This window comes from Streptomyces sp. NPDC104226, assembly GCF_055584085.1.
In genome coordinates this window covers 451,906-468,477 of sequence record NZ_JBVJMS010000008.1, presented here as the reverse complement: position 1 = coordinate 468,477, position 16,572 = coordinate 451,906, and the positions used below count along the sequence as shown (strand labels likewise).

Sequence of the window (16,572 nt, the reverse complement as noted above, 5' to 3'; positions counted from 1 at the left end):
CGCACAGTGTGCGGTGGGGCCCCTCGGCTTTCGTCGTGCACGGCCCCTCAGGGGGTCAGCGGCGGGCGGTGGCCGTTGTCGGGCCGCTGCGGGCCGTCCTCGCGGATGACCTCGCCGTGGATGACCTCACCCGGGACGATCTTGCCGTCCGGGTAGTGGATCCGGGCCTGCTGGTAGGCGTCGCCGAAGGAGCCGGCCGGGGCGGAGGCCATCTTCCGCTCCAGGGAGCGGGCGGCCCGGCGGCCGACCAGAGCGCGGACGGGCGGGAGCAGGAGCAGAAGCCCGGCCGCGTCCGAGATCAGGCCGGGCATCATCAGGAGCAGGCCGGCCAGCATGGTCAGGCCGTTGCCCGTGCCGGGCTTGCCGGGCTGCGGCGGGGTCGGCTGACGGCCCTCCTGCGCCTGCTGGAAGGTGTCCGTCAGGTTCTTGAAGGCGCGTCGCCCGGCCCGCTTGATGACCACCGCACCCAGCACCAGGCCGCCCGCGAGCAGCAGGGCGACACCACCGCCGCCGATCAGTCCGGCGACCTGGCCGAGCAGCCAGATCTCCAGGATCAGCCAGGCCGCGATGGCCAGGGGAAGGTACGTACGGGCGGGCGAACGCCGCCGGGGGGCCGTAGAGGTCGGAACTCCGGTCGTCATACCCCCAGTGTGCCCGGGTCGGGGTAAAGACGTCCTCAGCCGGAGGTACCGGACATCCCCTAGGGGTGCCGGAGCCCGGCGAGGGCTCGCACCTCCCGGCCCGGGGGGGGCGGGCTACTTGTCCCGGGCCTTGCCCGACACCTTGTCCGCGACCTTGTCCGAGAGTTTGCCCGCATGCTCCTTGAGACCCCACTGGGTGACCCGCCAGAGGGCCTCCACCACGATGTCCTTGCTCATCTTGCTGTCGCCGAACTCGCGCTCGACGAAGGTGATGGGCACCTCGACCACGCGGAAGCCCTTCTGCACCGCGCGGCGGGCCAGGTCGACCTGGAAGCAGTAGCCGGCGGAGGCCACGTCGGCCAGGCCCAGCCCTTCGAGGGTCTCGCGGCGGAAGGCGCGGTAGCCGCCGGTGACGTCGCGGATCGGGACGCCCAGCATCAGGCGGGAGTAGGTCGACCCGCCCCGGGAGAGGAACTCGCGGCTCTTCGGCCAGTTGACGACCCGGCCGCCCGGCACCCAGCGGGAGCCCAGCACCAGGTCGGCGCCCTCCAGGGCGGTGAGCAGCCTGGGCAGCTCCTCGGGCTGGTGGGAGCCGTCGGCGTCCATCTCGATGATGACGCCGTAGCCGTTCTCCAGGCCCCACCCGAAGCCGGCCAGGTAGGCGGCCCCGAGGCCTTCCTTGCCCTTGCGGTGCAGGACGTGGACCTGGTCGTCCGCGGCCGCCAGCTCGTCGGCGAGCTTTCCGGTGCCGTCCGGGCTGTTGTCGTCGGCGACCAGGACGTGGGCCCCGGGTACAGCCGCGCGGACGCGGCCGACGATCAGCCCGATGTTCTCCGCCTCGTTGTAGGTCGGAATGATCACCAAGGCCGTGCCGAGCGGTCCGTAGCTTCGCTGTCCGCCGTCGCTCACTGATTCCCCTTTTGCGTTCTCGTACATCCTGTACGTCGTGTCGCAGAGGATGATTTTAGAACAGCGATCGGGGCCCGCGGTCCTTCGGGCCGGACCGGCTCCCGCTGGCTGCGGGCCGCCTGACCGTTGTCTACTGGACCGCGGGGCCCCGATCCGAGGCCACCGCCCCCGAGTCTCCTGCGGAGCAGGGGGGACACCCTTGCGGCGAAACCTTCCCTCGCCCCCGAGGCGCGGGCGCGGCTGAGCGATCGGCTCCGTCCGGTTCGGACGTCCGGTGGTGGACCCGGCCGAACCTATCCGGGTCCGGCCGCCCTCACCGAACCAGGGCCACCCGGATCACCCCTGTGGCCGTACGAATACCTCCCGGCCGCCGACCACGGTGGCGAGGCAGACCGGCAGTTCGCCGCCGGGGGTCAGGTCCGGCAGTCCAGGGGTGCCCGAACGGGGGTCCGTGGACCAGCGGGCGACCCGGTCGTCGGGGGCCTGGACGACCAGTTCGGCGGTGTCCCAGACCGCGTAGTCGGCCGGGGCGCCGGGGACGAGGATGCCCGCGTCGTCGCGGCCCAGGGCCCGCCAGCCGCCGCGGGTGTGGGCGGCGAAGGCCGCCCGGGCGGAGATCCGGTGTGCGGGGGTGTGGTGGAAGGCGGCCGCGCGGACGCTGCCCCAGGGGTCGAGGGGGGTGACCGGGGCGTCGGAGCCGAAGGCGAGGGGGACGCCGGCCTTGAGCATGGCCGCGTAGGGGTTGAGGGTGCGGGCCCGCTCGGCGCCGAGCCGGTCGGCGTACATGCCCTCCTCGCCGCCCCACAGCGCGTCGAAGGCGGGCTGCACGGAGGCCGTGAGGCCGAGTTCCGCGAAGGCGGCGATGGTGGCCGGGGTCATCATCTCGGCGTGCTCGACGCGGTGCCGGGCCGCGCGGACCCGGTCCAGGCCGACCTTGTCGGCGGCGGCCCGGACCCCGGTGACCACGGCGGTGATCGCGGCGTCGCCGATGGCGTGGAAGCCCGCCTGGAGGCCCGCCTCGGTGCAGGCGGCCACGTGGTCGGCGACGGCCCGCGCGTCGAGGTAGTCGGTGCCGGTGTGGTCCGCGTCGGCGTACGGGGCGTGCAGGCAGGCGGTGTGCGAGCCGAGGGCTCCGTCGACGAAGAGGTCGCCGGCCGCCCCGACGGCGCCGAGTTCCCTGACCCGGGCGAGGTCCCGGTCGGCCCAGTAGCCGAAGACCCGCGGGCCGGGGTGGGTCCGCGCCAGCTCCAGGAGGCCGCTGAAGTCCTCCGGGGAGGAGATCTCCGGGCCGCCGCACTCGTGGACGGAGCCGATCCCGAGGGAAGCGGCCCGGTCGAGGGCGGCGCGCTGGGCCTCGGCGCGCTGGGCCGGGGTGAGGGCGCCGAGCGCGGCCCGGCGTACGGCGTGGTGGGCGTCGCGGGTCAGCGGCTCGTCGGCGGCCGCGCGCACCTCGGGCACGAGCCGGAGCAGGGCCGTGGTGACCACGGCGGAGTGCGCGTCGATGCGGCTGAGGTAGAGCGGGCGGCCGCCTGCGGCCTCGTCGAGCTCCTGCCTGCGGGGGGCGCGGCGTTCGGGCCACCGGGCGGCGTCCCAGCCGTGGCCGAGCAGCACCCGGTCGGCGGGGCGGGCGTCCGCGTACGCGCGCACGCGCAGGAGGGCTTCGGCGAGGGAGGCTGCCGTGGACAGGTCCAGGCCGGTCAGGGCGAGGCCCGCGGAGGTGGTGTGCACGTGAGCGTCGGTGAAGGCGGGGGTGACGAGCGCCCCTCCGAGGTCGACGACCTCGTCCACGCCCTGCGCGAAGGCGTCGGCGGCGCCCTCGGAGCCGACCCAGGCGATGTGGCCGTGCTCGACGACCATCGCGGTGGCGAAGGGGTCGGCGGGGCTGTGGACCTCTCCGCCGCGGAGGAGGACCGTACGGGGGCCTCCGGCGGTGGGGGCGGGGGCTCCGGCGGCGGTGGCGGAGTCGGCGGTGGTGCGGTCTGTCATGCCGACAGTCTGGCGGGTGCGGGGCGGGCCTCGGACCGCGGCCCCTCCGGGGGTGGTCCCCTACCCGCCCTTCCACCGTTCCCCGGGCTGCGCCCGGACCCCGTCGCCGTGTGCGGCGCCGTTGCCGGGGGCCGGCCCCCGGACCCCCGCTCCTCAAACGCCGGAGAGGCTGGATTTCGCCCAGCGGGGCCGGAGGGGACGGAATCACACCCGGGGTGGGCGGGCCTCGTACGGAGTGGAGAGGACCACCGTCGTGCGGGTGGAGACGTGGGCCAGGGCGCGGAGGCGGCCCAAGAGGTCCTCCAGCTCCAGCGGGGTGGCCACGCGGACCTTGAGGATGTAGTTCTCGTCGCCCGCGACGCTGTGGCAGGCCTCGATCTCGGGAACCCCGGCCAGCCGCTCCGCGATGTCGTCCGGCGCGCTCGGGTCGAAGGGCTTGACCGAGATGAAGGCCGTCAGGGGAAGGCCGACGGCCTCGGGGTCGACGACCGCCGCGTAACCGCGGATGACCCCGCGCTGCTCCAGGCGGCGTACTCGCTGATGGACGGCCGACGTGGACAGTCCGGTGGCCTTGCCCAGGTCCGTGTAGCTCATCCGCCCGTCCCGCACGAGCAGATCCACGATCTGGCGGTCCAGCTCCTCCATTGCGCTCATAGCCGCACAACTTACGGCCCCGAGCCGTTTAGGCCCACCCGTGTCCACGGATTGAGGTGGCACCTGCGGCGGGCATGTGACCAAGGCCACAGGGGTAAGCGGGCGTACCGCGGCCGGAAGTGGTTACTCGTGCCGCGCGACGGGAAGTGCTTGGGGTGGCCGTGGCCGAAGAACCTGCCCGCCCGGCCCACCCAAGGGGGAGTACATCCATGCTGAACACCAAGCGCACCGGTCGCATCGAACCGGAGCCCCTGGAAATCGTCGATAGCGGTTACGCCGACGACGACGAGTACCTCGAATACGACGCCGAGGGCTTCGAGATCCATCACGCGACCTGCCCCGACTGCGGCCAGTCGATCGCCCTCGTCGCGGACGAGGAGTTCCTGCCGGAGCACGCCCTCTGCCTGACCCCGTGGAACCCTTTCGGGCTCACGGTGTGCGCGGGCACGGGGCGGCCCGCCTCCGACGCGCTGCCCACCCTCGGCTTCGGCGACGACGGGGCCCCTGACCTGGAGCCCGTCGTCCACCTGGCGCTTCCGCAGGGTCTGGACTGGCGGACGCAGCCCTTCTCGCACGTCGGCGGCCCCGGCTCGCGTCCGCTGCGGATGCCGGCGCCCGCGGTGATGCCGCAGAGGCGCCAGCACGCGCAGGCCGCCTGAGCCCGGGCCCGGCGGCCTCCAGGCCGCCTACCAGTACGTTCCCTGCACCATGGCGGTGAGACTGGCATGGTGCAGGATCAGGCTGTCGGGATCCGCCGGGACCTCGACCTCGCCGAAGTGCGCCTGCCGGTAGGCGATGCGCAGCATCACGATCCCGTGCCGCAGGGCGGCGTAGAGCGTGTGGAACTCCATGTCCCGCGGTGTGTGCCCGGTGAGTTCGGCGTACCGGCGCTCGATGTCCTCGCGGCGCAGGAAGCCCGGCAGGCCCGGCTGGCCGAAACTGACCGTCAGATCCTGGAAGAACCGGTGCAGGTAGACGGTCCAGCCCAGGTCCACTTCGCGCGGGGCGCAGGCCGCCATCTCCCAGTCGAGGACGGCCACCGGTGCGAAACCGTCCGTCTCGTAGATGACGTTGCCGATGCGGGCGTCGCCCCAGTTGAGGACGGCCGGGCCGCCCTCGTCCGCGGGCCAGAGCTCTTCGAGCCGATCGAACGCCCGCTCCAGCAGAGGTGACCGGGACTTCCCCGCCACCACCCAGTCGTAGTAGGCCCGTTGGGCCTCCACGTGGCGGCGCAGCGGGCTCCCGTCACCCTCCGGGAGGAGGAACCGCGCCTCCTCGGGCGGAAACTGGTCGTGCAGCCGGGCGAGCAGCGCGATGCTCGCCTCCTGGAGCGCGGCGCGCTGGGCGTCGGTCGCCGCGTGCAGCCAGTTCCCCTCGTAGGTGTAGGGCATCACGTCGGGCGGTACGCGGCCTTCGGCGCGGGCCATCACGAAGAACGGCGCCCCCAGCGGGCCGGGGTCTTCTTCCAGCCACTGCACGCGCGGGACCGGCAGGTCGGTGTGGGTGGCGACCAGGCTCATCACCCGGTGCTGGCGGGGCATGTCGTAGGTGGGGAACACCGTGTAGGCGGCCGGGTCGGCGGCGAGGCGCAGTGCGCAGGCGTGGATCGGGGCGTCGGGGTGCTCTATGTCGAAGAGCAGGGTCTCGCTGGACATTCCGTTGGACCCGGGGACGGAGATGTTGGTGACCTTCGCGCCGGGAAGCTCGGTGTCGAGCCAGGCGGCGAGGCGCCGGCCCAGCTCCTCGGGTTCGCGGGTGGAGGTACGGGGGCGCGGTGCCGGTCCTGCCATGGGAAACCCCTTCTCTGGCTTGGCTGTTGAGGCTTGAGGCGGGTGGGTGGTGCCGGCCCTCCCGTGCGGGAGGGCCGGGGTTACGGGGCCACCGAGCTGTAGTCGGCGAAGCCGCTGGGGTCGTGGCGGCCGAAGCTGCCGTGCTCGAAGATGCCGTAGCCGGTGCGGCCTTCGAGGGTGAAGCGGGCCGAGTGGTCGGTGACACCGAAGGCGGCCATGGGGTGGGCCGCGGGGTCGGAGAGGTCGTAGGTGCGGCGGTCGGTCCAGCCGCGGCCCTGCCAGGTGCCGTGCTGCCAGTCGGAGGCGGGCGGGTAGCCGGCCCCGACGGCGAGCGGGGAGGAGGCCAGGATCTCCACGCCGAGTTCCAGGGGTTTGCGGCCGGCGGGGTCGGTGAGGTGGACGACGGCGTTTTCGGGGTGGCGGCTGCCCGGGCGGTAGCGGATGTCGGTGTGCGGCCAGCCGAGCTGTACGTCGTGGCGGCCGCTGCCTTCGGGGAAGACCTGCACGGCTTCGCTGAGGGCCCGGTGGCCGTCGGCGTCCTCCTGCGTGATGACCATCAGGAAGCGGTCCTCGAACCGGACGGGGATCCAGAGCCAGTGGAAGCCCTCGGGCCGGTGCTCCTCGGCCGCCCGGCCGCCCTCCTCGCCGGGGATCGGGCGCACCCCCCAGCTCCGGTCGCGGGTGCCGGTCCAGTCGGCGTCGAGGGTGAACTCCTCGCCCTTGGCGCGGATGGTGCCGGTGACGCCGCCCGCCTGGACGAAGCGGCGGCCTTCGAGGATGAGGCGGTCGCCCCGGCGCTGGGTGTGGTGCGGCTCCCAGACGGCGGGGAACTCGGCGGTCCAGGTGATGTCGTAGGAGAGCCCGTCGGGGTCCTCGGGGTCGGCGGCGCAGGTGAGGGTGATCCGCCGGAGGGGTTCGTCGACGGTGATGCGGAGCGGGCCGACGGAGAGGTTCATCCGGTCGTCGGTGAGGGCGTCGGAGGCGCGGACCGCGAGCAGTTCGTCACCGATGCGGAGGGTGGCGTAGGCGTCGATGACACCGGCGTTGGGGTAGACGCCGAGGCCGAGGATCAGGACGGCGCGGCCCGCGTGGTCGAAGACGTGGAAGATGCAGCGGTCGTAGGCGTTGCGGTCGCCCGTGACGAGGTGCTTCATCGACAACGGGGCCTGGTGGATGGGGTATTCGTCGAGCGGTACGGGCCGGTCGGCGGGCATGGCGAACCTCCGGGAACGGGTGCGGGGGGTGACACCTGGGCGGAAATGACGGTACGTCAGATGACGGGCCGGGGAACAGGGTTGTGGCACGAACTGGCAGGGAGACACATCGTGCGGGGGCCCGGCTGGTCCGGGCCATTGACCGGGGGGGGTCGGCTGCGCCGGGGCGGAGTGACTGGCCCGCCGGGCCGGGGGTGGGGGCCGCCGGGCCGGCGAGCAGGGCCCTGCGGGCCGCGGGGGCAAGGCCGCTGGGCCGACCAGGCCGGGGAGGGCAGGCGCCGAGCCGGGGAGGCGTGGGCGGCCAGGCCGGGAGGCGCGGGGCCCACTGGGCCAGGACGGGACCAGGCGGGCCGGGTGGGCCGGGGCCGGATCGCGTCGGCGGGGAACGGTGGGACCAGGCGGGAGCGGCGAGACCGGGCCGGGGAAGAAGGGACCACCCGAGGGCAGGCGGGGGGCGTCGGGAGTGGTGGGGCCGGCGCCAGGAGGGACCACCCAGGGCAGGCGGGAGCGGTGGGACCGAGCCCGGGAGAGAGGGGCCACACACGGGCAGGCGGGGGGCGGCCGGGAGCGGTGGGACCGGGCCGGGAAGCAGGGGCCGCGCGGGGGCGGGCCGAGGGGCGGCCCGGAGCGGTGGGGTCGGGGCGGGCAGCAGGGGCCACTCGGGGGCGGGCGGGAGCCGTGGGGCCGGGGTGGGGAGGTGGAGTCCCGGGCGGGTGGCGGGGGGAGGAGGGTTTGTTGGTGGGGGTTACGTGGTGGTCAGGCCGTCGATTAGGCGGTTGAGGAAGCGGGTGAAGGTGGCTTCGGGGGTCAGGGGGTTGCCGGGGGCGGAGAGGGCTTCGGCCAGTTCCGGGTGGTGGCCGTCCGCGGCCACGGCCATGAGGTAGCGGGCTTCGGCCGCCAGCCGGTCGGGGGACCGCAGGGCCGCGGCGCCCGCGAGCTCGTGGGCGACGTGCCCGGCCACGAAGGAGGTGAGCTGCGCGAAGACCTCCAGCCTCGCCGCACCGTCCAGCCCGCTGGGCCGCAGGGCGGCGAGCGCCCGTTCCAGGAAGGCCAGGGTGTGGGGGCCGGGGACGCGACGGCCGACCAGGGCGGCGGGGAGCCAGGGGTGGCGCAGCATGTGGGCGCGCTGGAGGTGGGCGATGGCCTTCAGCTCGGCGCGCCAGTCACCGGCGGGTGCGCTCGCGGGCGTCGCCGACAGTTCGCCGGTGACGTGATCGACCATCAGCTCCAGCAGCGTCTCCTTGTCGGGGGCGTAGCTGTAGAGCGACATGGCGCCCGCCCCGACCTCCGCGGCGACCCTCCGGATGGTCACCGCCTCGAGCCCCTCCGCGTCCGCGAGGGCCACGGCCGCGGCCGTGATGGCCTCCCGGCTGAAGGAGGGCTTGCGCCCCCTGCGGGGCTTGGCGGACCCCAGCCAGAGCTGCTCGGGGTCGACACCCGGAGTGCTTGCACGTTCAGTGCGGGACGTGCGGGACATGGTCCGCAACCCCTCTTCCGATCGGCCGGCCTGTGCAGCCATCCAAGCATGCACTATTCTCGTACAGTGTACGGATAGCGAGGAGGGGAACGATGTCAGCAACCACGCACGCCGGTCCTGCGACGGGGACGACCTGGACCGCACCTTCCGGCAGGCCGCCACTGGCCTCACGGATCATGAGGGCGACCTGGCGCGGTCTCCCCGCCAAGCGGCACGACGTCGGCTGGGAGCCGGGGCTGCGGGTGCCGGCCGCCGACGGCAGTCCGCTGATCACGGACCACTACTTCCCGCGTGCCGAGGGCGACTTCCCCACCCTCCTGGTCCGCTCGCCGTACGGCAGGGGCGTGCCGTGGTCCCCCATGTACGGCGTGCTCTTCGCCGAACAGGGCTTCCACGTGGTGGTGCAGAGCTGCCGCGGCACCGGCGGCTCCGGCGGCACGTTCGACCTGTGGCGCAACGAGGCCGCCGACGGCCGGGCCACGGTGTCCTGGCTGCGCGAGCAGCCCTGGTTCAACGGCACGCTGGGGACCGTCGGCCCCAGCTACCTGGGGTACGTACAGTGGGCCCTCGCCTCGGACCCGCCGCCGGAGCTGAGGGCGATGGTGGTGCAGGTCGGGCTGCACGACCCGCACGCCCTGTTCCACGCGGACGGTGCGCTCCGATTGGAGAACGCCCTCGCCGTCGGTGCCGGCATGACGTACCAGCACCAGGGCATGGTGCCGTTCGTCAAGGCGACCCTGCGTCTGCAGCGGCGCCTGGGCGAAGCCACCTCCGCGCAGCCGCTGCGCGGGGCGCACGTCTCCGCCCTCGGGGGCGAGGTGCCCTGGCTGGACGACGTGATGTCGCACCCGGACCCCGAGGACGCGTACTGGGACGGTGCTTCGACGGCGTCGGTCGCGGAGCGGCTGCGCGTGCCGACCGCTCTGATCACCGGATGGCACGACGTGCTGGGTGACCAGACCTTCGCCCAGTACCGCCGGCTCCGCGAGTCCGGGTGCGAGACCTCCCTCCTCGTCGGCCCCTGGACCCACACCTCCGCGCTCCAGCAGGGGTGGCCTGAGGTGTTCGCCGAGAGCCTCGCCTGGCTGCGCGCGCACCTGTGCGGCGATCCCTCGGGTCTGCGGCCCACGCGGGTGCGCGTCCACGTCGGCGGCGCGGACGACTGGAGCGACCTGGAGGACTGGCCGGCGTCCGCGGCCGTCAGCACCTGGTTCCCCACCGAGCAGGAGCACCTGATCCAGGAGGCGCCCGCGCACTCCACTCCCCTGGTGTCGTTCCGCTATGACCCGGCCGACCCCACCCCCTCCGTCGGTGGCCCGCTGCTCTCCCGTACGGCCGGTCCTCGCGACAACGGCACCCTGGAGGCCCGGGACGACGTACTGACCTTCACCGGCCCGCCGCTGACCGAGCCCCTGGACGTCCTCGGCCCGGTCTCGGCCCGGCTGAGCGTCTCCACCGACACCGGCCACGCCGACGTCTTCGCCCGCCTGTGCGACGTGGACCCCCAGGGCCGCTCCGTCAACGTCTGCGACGGGCTGGGGCAGGTGCGGACCGACGGGCAGGAGCCGTCGCGGATCACCGTGCCGATGAGCTCCGCAGCCCACCGGTTCGCCGCCGGGCACCGCGTACGCTGGCAGATCAGCGGAGGCGCCCACCCGCGCTACGCCCGCAATCCCGGCACCGGCCGGTCCCGGGTGGACGCCACCACCTTCACGCCGGTGCGCATCACGCTCCATGCGGACTCGGCGCTGACGCTCCCCACGCCCTCCCCCGGTTCCGGCCCGGCCGAGAACGGCTGACGTTCAGGCCGGCGCGGGACCGCGGCGATCGGACCCGGCACGGCGATCGGATCGGATCGCTGCGGTCGGGTCCCGGCGGGGTGCGACCGGGCAGGGTGGACCTCGAAAGGAGGCCTCGTGATCTCGGCACTCAACCAGCTCGTCGATCTCGTCGAGGAGCACCTCGCCCGGGAGCTCGACGTGCGCGCACTGGCCGCGGAGCTCGGTACGACCGAGTACCACCTGCGGCGGATGTTCTCGTCGCTGGCCGGCATGCCGTTGTCGGAGTACGTGCGCCGGCGGCGGATGACCGTCGCCGCCGGCGAGGTGGTCCGCGGCGAGGACGATCTGCTGGGCATCGCGGTCCGGTACGGGTACGGCTCGACCGAGGCGTTCGGACGCGCGTTCCGGGCGGTCCACGGCGCCGGCCCCCGTGACGTGCGCCGCGACGGAGGCCCCCTGCGCACACAACCACGGCTCAGGATCCGCCTGACCGTCGAAGGGAGCATCCCCATGGACACCCGCCTCGTCGACCGCCCCGCGTTCCGGCTGGTCGGGCACGCCGCCCGCGTCCCGCTCGTCCACCAGGGCGTCAACCCGCACATCCAGCGGCACATCACCTCGCTTCCGCAGGAGGAGCACCTGCGGCTGAAGGCACTCGGCGACACCGAGCCCGCCGGCCTGCTGCAGGTGTCCGACGGCGTCGACCCCGACGGCACGGAGGGCAGCGAGCTGACCTACCTGCACGGGGTCGCCGTGTCCGGGGCGGCCGCGGCCCCCGAAGACCTGGACGCCATCGAGGTGCCGGCCGGCACGTGGGCGGTCTTCCGGACCGCCGGACCGCATCCGCAGGCCCTCCAGACGGCCTGGGCCGCGACGGCGACCGACTGGTTCCCCTCCAACCCGTGGCGCCTGCGGCCCGGTCCCTCGATCGTCGCGGTGCTGGACCGCGCGGCCGACTTCTCCTCCGCGACCTGCGAGCTGTGGCTGCCCGTGGAACCGGCCTGACGGAGCGCCGGGGCGGGGAACCACCAGGGAAAGGCCGGGGCAGGCCGGGGAAGGGTCGAACGGATGGGCGGGGTTACCCGTGGGTCCGGTGGCGCGTTGGCCCGGTATGACCACGATGGATACTTCCACGCCGAGGGTGGGGCGCCGACGGCGAATGCCCGCCGCAGGGCACGAAGAATCGGTTCGGCAGGTCCCCGACCCGCCCATCTACCACGCGTTGCGGACCCGGTGGGAGGAGGCCGGGCGGGCCGTGCCGGGGCAGCGCGATCCCGAGTGGTCCAGGATCGCCTCCTCCCCCATCTGGCCGACCGGCCCCCTCTTCGGCGGCTGACCCCTCATCCGGCCCCGGGCCGACCGGTCAGCGGGATTCCGGGCCCGCCAGGTGTCGGGCGATCACCATGCGCTGGATCTGGTTCGTGCCCTCCACGATCTGGAGGACCTTCGCCTCGCGCATGAGCCGCTCGACCGGGAAGTCCGCCGTGTAGCCGTAGCCGCCCAGGACCTGGACCGCGTCCGTCGTGACGGCCATCGCCGCGTCGGTGCAGAAGAGCTTCGCCATCGCCGCCTGGCGGGAGAACGGCTTGCCGGCGTCCCGCAGCCGCGCCGCCGCGAGGTAGAGGGAGCGGCCGGCCTCGATCTTCGTGGCCATGTCGGCCAGCATGAACCGCAGGCCCTGGAAGTCGGCGATGGGGTGCCCGAACTGCTTGCGGTCCAGGGCGTAGGCCAGGGCCTCGTCGAGCGCGGCCTGGGCCACGCCGATCGCGCAGGCGGCGATGCCGAGGCGGCCCGCGTCCAGGGCGGCCAGGGCGATGGTGAAGCCCTGGCCCTCCTCGCCGATGCGGCGCGTGTCGGGGACCCGTACGCCGTCGAAGTGCAGCTGGGCGGTGGGCGATCCCTTCATGCCCATCTTCTTCTCGGGGACCGCCGCCGTGAGGCCTTCCGCGTCGCCCGGGACCAGGAAGGCGGTGATGCCCTTCGGACCGTCCACGCCCGTGCGGGCCAGCACCGTGTAGAAGTCGGCGACCCCGCCGTGGGTGATCCAGGCCTTCGTGCCGCTGATCAGCCAGTCGTCGCCGTCCCGGACCGCCTTGGTGGTCAGGGAGGCCGCGTCCGAGCCGGAGGACGGCTCGGAGAGGCAGTACGCGCCGAGCAGCCCGCCGCCGAGCATGGCGGGCAGGTGGGCGCCCTGCTGCTCCTTGGTTCCGTAGCCGGCCAGGCCGTGGCAGGCCAGCGAGTGCACGCTGACGCCGAGCCCGACCGTCAGGCGGGCCGCGGCCAGCTCCTCCAGCACCTGGAGGTAGACCTCGTACGGCTGGTCGCCGCCGCCGAACTCGCCGGCGTACGGGAGCCCCAGCAGACCGGACTCGGACAGGAGCGCGAAGACCTCCCGGGGGAAACGGCCGGCGTCCTCCTCCTCGGCGGCCCGGGGGCGGATCTCCCGCTGCGCGATCTCGCGTACGAGCGCGAGCAGGTCTCGGGACTCCTCGGTGGGCAGCGATCGGTCCACCTGCGGCGCGCGGTCGGTCATGGCGGCGCTCTCCTCACGTTCAAGCACGGGGCGGCGCGTGAGGGTGGTACGCGTCGCCGGGTCTCGGGGCTCACAACCGATGGTGCCCTCCCGGATCGCGGGAAGGTCCAGTTCAAGGGGCTGCGGCGGTTGAGTATGCCCGATCAGGGGCTTCCCGTCACGGGTACGAGATCCTCCTCGGGGACGGGCGGGGCCGGGCACTCGGGGACGAACTCCTCGATCACCGTCAGGGTCGCGCGCAGCGTGCGCACCAGCAGGGCGCCGAACTCGACCCGGTCGGGGTGGCCGGGGCGGTCGGCGGGGGCGGGGCGGTCGGCGGGGGCGGGAGCGTCCGCCGCGTCCGCCTGGGCCTGCGCCGGGACCTGCGCCGGGACCGGCGCCGGGGCCTCCGCCGGGCCGATCCAGTCGAGGGTGCTGCCCTCGACGCCCGCCAGCCAGCCGACCAGGGCCAGCCGGGCCATCGGCGGGATCTCGCGGCGGCCGTACGCGCCTTCCGCGATGGTCGCGATGAGTTCCTCGCGGACGGCGTCGCGGATGGCGAGGACCTCGGAGTCCGAGCCGACGCCTCCGGTGACGATGGTGCGGTAGGCGGCCTGGTGGTGCTCGGCGTAGTGCAGGTAGCCGTCGATGGTGGTGCGCACGCGCTGCGCGTTGGGGCGTTCGCTCTGGCCCGCGGCCCGGGCCACGAGCTCGGCCACCGAGTCCTCGACGATGGCCAGGTAATAGCCGCGCTTGCTCTTGAAGTAGTAGTAGATGAGCCCCTTGGCCACGCCCGCGTGCTTGGCGATGTCGTCCATGGAGAGCGCGTCGTACGAGATGTCGGCGAACAACTTCCGCCCGATCGCTATCAGTTCGGCCCGCCGAACCTGCGAACGTCCGGTCGTTCCGCGCTGTTGACTATTATTCAAATTCAGCCCTAGCCTCGAACTGCCACAGGAAGCCCGCAGTATGGCAGACCCCTGTGCACCCCCCTTTGCACTCCCCCTGCGCACCGGACGACGTACGGGAGGAACACATCATGGGCAACGACAGGACGAGCACGGCGAGAAGCACGGAGCCAAGGGCGCCCGAGGGACGGGTCCGCTGGAAGAAGACGGCCGCCGTCGCGATGCCCGCGATCGTCGCGGTCGGCGCGATGGCGATGGTCATGGCCCAGGGCGCGCTCGCCGCCTCCTTCGCCGTCTCGGGGACCAGCTTCCAGGTCTCCTCCTCCAAACTGAGCAGCAAGGGACTGTCCTCCTACGTGCAGACGGACCGCTCCGTCGACGGCAAGGGCCATCCCGTCGCGCTGCTCGGCATCGGCGAGGCCACCCTCACGGACATCTGCCAGGCCGCCGAGGTGGACACCCCGGTGGGCACGGTGGTCTTCAAACTGACCGCGGGCGGCCCGGCCGGCACCGTCACGGCCAGCAACCTCGTCATCGACGGCGAGGACCTGGCCGGCGACGCCGTCTTCGGGACGGCCCAGATCGGCCGCGACGCCTCCACCCTCGACCAGGTCGGCGGGATCAAGGGCGAGGCCGGCAAGTTCGGCCTCCAGGCCGGGGACATCGAGGTCGTGGACGTGAAGTCGCACGCCTGGTCGGCGACCGGCGGCAACTTCCGCCTCAAGGGCCTGAAGCTGAACGTCAGCCTGGACGGCAAGAAGTGCTTCTAGGCCTGCGCGGGCCCGCCGGGCCGGGCAGCGGGTGGCTGGAGCGTCGGCTCCCGCTGCCCGGCCCCCGGCGGCGGCTGCGCGCCTGGCGCCGCACCCGCCCCTTCTGGGGCGGACTGCTCGTGGTCCTGGGCGGGATCGAGCTGCTGCTGGTCCCGCTCTCCCCGCTGACCGTGCTGGTCAGCCTGGGGCTCGGCGGGATCGCGGCCATCGGGATCGGACTCGCGCTGATCGCCGCGGGCCTGTTCCTGTGGCTGCTGCCCCAGACCCGGACCTACGTATCGATCCACGCGCTGCTGCTCTCGGTGCTGTCCTTCGTGGCGACCAACCTCGGGGGCTTCCTCGTCGGGATGCTGCTCGGCATCGCGGGCAGCGCGCTGGCCTTCGGCTGGACCCCGGTACCCGATCCGGAGGCCGGCGAGGAGGGCCCGTACGTCCCGAGCCTGGACGGCAGCGGGCCGCGCACGCTGGCCGCCGCGCTGCCGGTGCTGCTGCTCGCCTCGCTGGTGGCGGGCACCGGGGAGGCGAGGGCCGCCGCCCCGGCCGGTCCGCCGATGGCCGCGCGCACTCCCCCGACCGTGACCACCGCGCTCTTCGCCCCGCAGGGGTTCGCCTTCGCCGGGGTCACCCACGTGCCCACGGTGGACGGTCCGCTGAAGGTGCTGGTGCTGCGGATGCGGGCGGCCACGCTGACCGACTACGAGCTGCACAGCCGCGACGGCCGCGAGGAGTACGGGCTCGCCGCGAAGAGGCTGGACCTGAGCGGCGACGTGACCTTGTACCTGACGCGGTTCAGCGGGTGCATCGAGGGGCTGCTGTGCGTGACCTTCAGCCCAGACGGGCTGCCCGCTCCCCCGGTCATCCCGCCGTTCGTCTTCATGACGCGGGTGAGCGCGGAGCAGGCGCTGGTCACCTCCGACGTGATCAAGACCGACGACCTGAGGCTGGTGGCCTCGTGATCCCCGTCCAGGCCGCGCCGCTGTGGGCGTACGGCATCGGCGCCACCTTCGCGGTGGCCGCCGGGCGCCAGCTCCAGTGGTGGGAGCGGTCGGTCCGGGGCGAGGGGGTCCGTACGAGGAGCCGCGCGGCCAATCCGTACCTGGCGCTCACCCTGCTCTACGCGGCCCTGCTGCCCGCCCCCACGGGGGCGTACCTGCTCTGGCAGAACCCCGCCTGGGCGACGATGCACGCCGCCCGCGACCACGACGGGGTGTGGGCCGGCTTCGCGCTCTTCTACGGGGCCTCGGTGGTGGTCGGCGCGCTGCTCGGGTTCCTGGCGGCGCGGCTGTTCGTCCTGGTCGGGGCCGGGTACTGGGGGTACCTCCAGGCGGTGGCCGGGTACTTCCTGCTGTTCTTCACCCTGATCCACGGGTGGGACGGCCGGGGGTACGAGCGGCTGCTGAGCGCCGACCCGCAGGCACTGGCCGACTGGTCCGCGCAGGGGGTCGTGAACGGCGCGCTGGCCTTCGCGACCTCGGGCACGTTCCTGGCCGTGCTGATCTTCGGGACGGCCGTCATCGGCACGATGCTGCTGGCCGAGATCGGCTGGCTGGTGGAGGGCTGGCGGCTGCCGGGCGCCGCGGCGGACCTCAAGGTGCCCAGGGTGATCGCGGTGGCGATCGCCGGGGCGGGGGTCTACGGGCTGCCGTTCGCGGGGGCGGTGGGCGCGAGCGTCCTCGTCCGGCTGCTGGGGTGGTGGGCCGGAATCGGGCTGTTCGCCCTGCTGGCCGGGGCGGTGCTGCTGCCTGCACGCTCGCCCGTGCGGATGCTCTACGGGCTGGTGGGCATTCCGGACGGACACTGGCGGGTGGAGCCGGAGGCCGGAGCGGGAGGCGGAAGCCGGCGCCTAGACGTGGATGAGGATCTGCCGTAGGGGATGTCCGAGCACATCCATGAGGGAGGCCATTTTCCCGTCGGTCAGCCATGCCCGGTT

At 73.6% G+C, this 16,572-nt stretch carries 14 protein-coding genes and 1 pseudogene; 6 read left to right on the top strand and 9 right to left on the bottom strand.

The annotated features are described in order from the left end of the window. Positions 1-47 precede the first annotated feature (47 nt). The 4 genes from fxsA to ACZ60J_RS26505 all read right to left on the bottom strand — a co-directional run bounded on the left by fxsA (position 48) and on the right by ACZ60J_RS26505 (position 4,181). Positions 48-641: an FxsA family membrane protein gene (gene fxsA / locus ACZ60J_RS26520; protein WP_469685538.1), complete on the bottom strand. Its 594-nt coding sequence runs from the start codon at positions 639-641 to the stop codon at positions 48-50. Between the two features lie 114 nt (positions 642-755). Beyond that, positions 756-1,550, bottom strand: coding sequence for a polyprenol monophosphomannose synthase (locus ACZ60J_RS26515; RefSeq protein ID WP_469685537.1), 795 nt, complete (start codon positions 1,548-1,550; stop codon positions 756-758). A gap of 336 nt (positions 1,551-1,886) precedes the next feature. Next, positions 1,887-3,536 carry an amidohydrolase gene (locus ACZ60J_RS26510; RefSeq protein WP_469685536.1) on the bottom strand — a complete coding sequence of 550 codons (1,650 nt, stop codon included), beginning with the start codon at positions 3,534-3,536 and terminating at the stop codon, positions 1,887-1,889. A 204-nt stretch (positions 3,537-3,740) separates the two neighbouring features. Further along, positions 3,741-4,181 (bottom strand): Lrp/AsnC family transcriptional regulator, encoded by a 441-nt coding sequence (locus ACZ60J_RS26505; RefSeq protein ID WP_030240692.1) that lies wholly within the window; start codon positions 4,179-4,181, stop codon positions 3,741-3,743. 218 nt (positions 4,182-4,399) lie between these two features. Here ACZ60J_RS26505 and ACZ60J_RS26500 point away from each other — a divergent pair, with 218 nt between their 5' ends. Beyond that, the gene (locus ACZ60J_RS26500; RefSeq protein WP_469685534.1) at positions 4,400-4,849 is read left to right on the top strand and encodes a hypothetical protein; all 450 of its coding nucleotides are present in this window, start codon (positions 4,400-4,402) and stop codon (positions 4,847-4,849) included. Between the two features lie 27 nt (positions 4,850-4,876). Here ACZ60J_RS26500 and ACZ60J_RS26495 read toward each other — a convergent pair whose 3' ends face one another. From ACZ60J_RS26495 to ACZ60J_RS26485, 3 genes are all read right to left on the bottom strand, one after another. Continuing rightward, complete coding sequence (locus ACZ60J_RS26495) at positions 4,877-5,980, bottom strand: phosphotransferase family protein (RefSeq protein WP_469685532.1); 1,104 nt, start codon at positions 5,978-5,980, stop codon at positions 4,877-4,879. An 80-nt stretch (positions 5,981-6,060) separates the two neighbouring features. Then, positions 6,061-7,194: an Rv3169 family protein gene (locus ACZ60J_RS26490; RefSeq protein ID WP_469685531.1), complete on the bottom strand. Its 1,134-nt coding sequence runs from the start codon at positions 7,192-7,194 to the stop codon at positions 6,061-6,063. 745 nt (positions 7,195-7,939) lie between these two features. Continuing rightward, the gene (locus ACZ60J_RS26485) at positions 7,940-8,671 is read right to left on the bottom strand and encodes a TetR/AcrR family transcriptional regulator C-terminal domain-containing protein (RefSeq protein WP_469685530.1); all 732 of its coding nucleotides are present in this window, start codon (positions 8,669-8,671) and stop codon (positions 7,940-7,942) included. A gap of 92 nt (positions 8,672-8,763) precedes the next feature. Between ACZ60J_RS26485 and ACZ60J_RS26480 the strand changes: the two genes are divergently transcribed. Together ACZ60J_RS26480 and ACZ60J_RS26475 are read left to right on the top strand one after the other, a co-directional pair. Further along, a complete protein-coding gene (locus ACZ60J_RS26480; RefSeq protein ID WP_469685528.1) occupies positions 8,764-10,470 on the top strand; it encodes a CocE/NonD family hydrolase in 1,707 nt (568 codons plus the stop codon). Positions 10,471-10,587: 117 nt separating this feature from the next. Next, positions 10,588-11,457, top strand: coding sequence for an AraC family transcriptional regulator (locus ACZ60J_RS26475; RefSeq protein ID WP_469685527.1), 870 nt, complete (start codon positions 10,588-10,590; stop codon positions 11,455-11,457). 358 nt (positions 11,458-11,815) lie between these two features. Here the strand turns inward: ACZ60J_RS26475 and ACZ60J_RS26470 are convergent, their stop codons facing one another. After that, on the bottom strand, positions 11,816-12,985 hold the full coding sequence (locus ACZ60J_RS26470; protein WP_469685525.1) for an acyl-CoA dehydrogenase family protein: 1,170 nt from the start codon (positions 12,983-12,985) through the stop codon (positions 11,816-11,818). 386 nt (positions 12,986-13,371) lie between these two features. Further along, a pseudogene (locus tag ACZ60J_RS26465) lies at positions 13,372-13,893 on the bottom strand (TetR/AcrR family transcriptional regulator); the annotation flags it as partial. 110 nt (positions 13,894-14,003) lie between these two features. Between ACZ60J_RS26465 and ACZ60J_RS26460 the strand changes: the two are divergent. Genes ACZ60J_RS26460 through ACZ60J_RS26450 form a run of 3 tightly spaced genes read left to right on the top strand, consistent with a single transcriptional unit; the run spans position 14,004 to position 16,512 of the window. Then, positions 14,004-14,642: a DUF6230 family protein gene (locus ACZ60J_RS26460; RefSeq protein ID WP_469685524.1), complete on the top strand. Its 639-nt coding sequence runs from the start codon at positions 14,004-14,006 to the stop codon at positions 14,640-14,642. After that, complete coding sequence (locus ACZ60J_RS26455) at positions 14,633-15,598, top strand: DUF6114 domain-containing protein (protein WP_469685523.1); 966 nt, start codon at positions 14,633-14,635, stop codon at positions 15,596-15,598. The genes ACZ60J_RS26460 and ACZ60J_RS26455 overlap by 10 nt, the downstream gene beginning before the upstream one ends. Further along, positions 15,595-16,512, top strand: coding sequence for a hypothetical protein (locus ACZ60J_RS26450; RefSeq protein ID WP_469685522.1), 918 nt, complete (start codon positions 15,595-15,597; stop codon positions 16,510-16,512). The genes ACZ60J_RS26455 and ACZ60J_RS26450 overlap by 4 nt, the downstream gene beginning before the upstream one ends. Positions 16,513-16,572: the final 60 nt, after the last annotated feature.

Bases quoted from the DNA above. Each gene is read 5' to 3' on its own strand.
- fxsA (WP_469685538.1), bottom strand. From the start codon at position 641: ATGACGACCGGAGTTCCGACCTCTACGGCCCCCCGGCGGCGTTCGCCC.
- ACZ60J_RS26510 (WP_469685536.1), bottom strand. From the start codon at position 3,536: ATGACAGACCGCACCACCGCCGACTCCGCCACCGCCGCCGGAGCCCCC.
- ACZ60J_RS26505 (WP_030240692.1), bottom strand. From the start codon at position 4,181: ATGGAGGAGCTGGACCGCCAGATCGTGGATCTGCTCGTGCGGGACGGG.
- ACZ60J_RS26500 (WP_469685534.1), top strand. From the start codon at position 4,400: ATGCTGAACACCAAGCGCACCGGTCGCATCGAACCGGAGCCCCTGGAA.
- ACZ60J_RS26495 (WP_469685532.1), bottom strand. From the start codon at position 5,980: ATGGCAGGACCGGCACCGCGCCCCCGTACCTCCACCCGCGAACCCGAG.
- ACZ60J_RS26490 (WP_469685531.1), bottom strand. From the start codon at position 7,194: ATGCCCGCCGACCGGCCCGTACCGCTCGACGAATACCCCATCCACCAG.
- ACZ60J_RS26485 (WP_469685530.1), bottom strand. From the start codon at position 8,671: ATGTCCCGCACGTCCCGCACTGAACGTGCAAGCACTCCGGGTGTCGAC.
- ACZ60J_RS26480 (WP_469685528.1), top strand. From the start codon at position 8,764: ATGTCAGCAACCACGCACGCCGGTCCTGCGACGGGGACGACCTGGACC.
- ACZ60J_RS26470 (WP_469685525.1), bottom strand. From the start codon at position 12,985: ATGACCGACCGCGCGCCGCAGGTGGACCGATCGCTGCCCACCGAGGAG.
- ACZ60J_RS26460 (WP_469685524.1), top strand. From the start codon at position 14,004: ATGGGCAACGACAGGACGAGCACGGCGAGAAGCACGGAGCCAAGGGCG.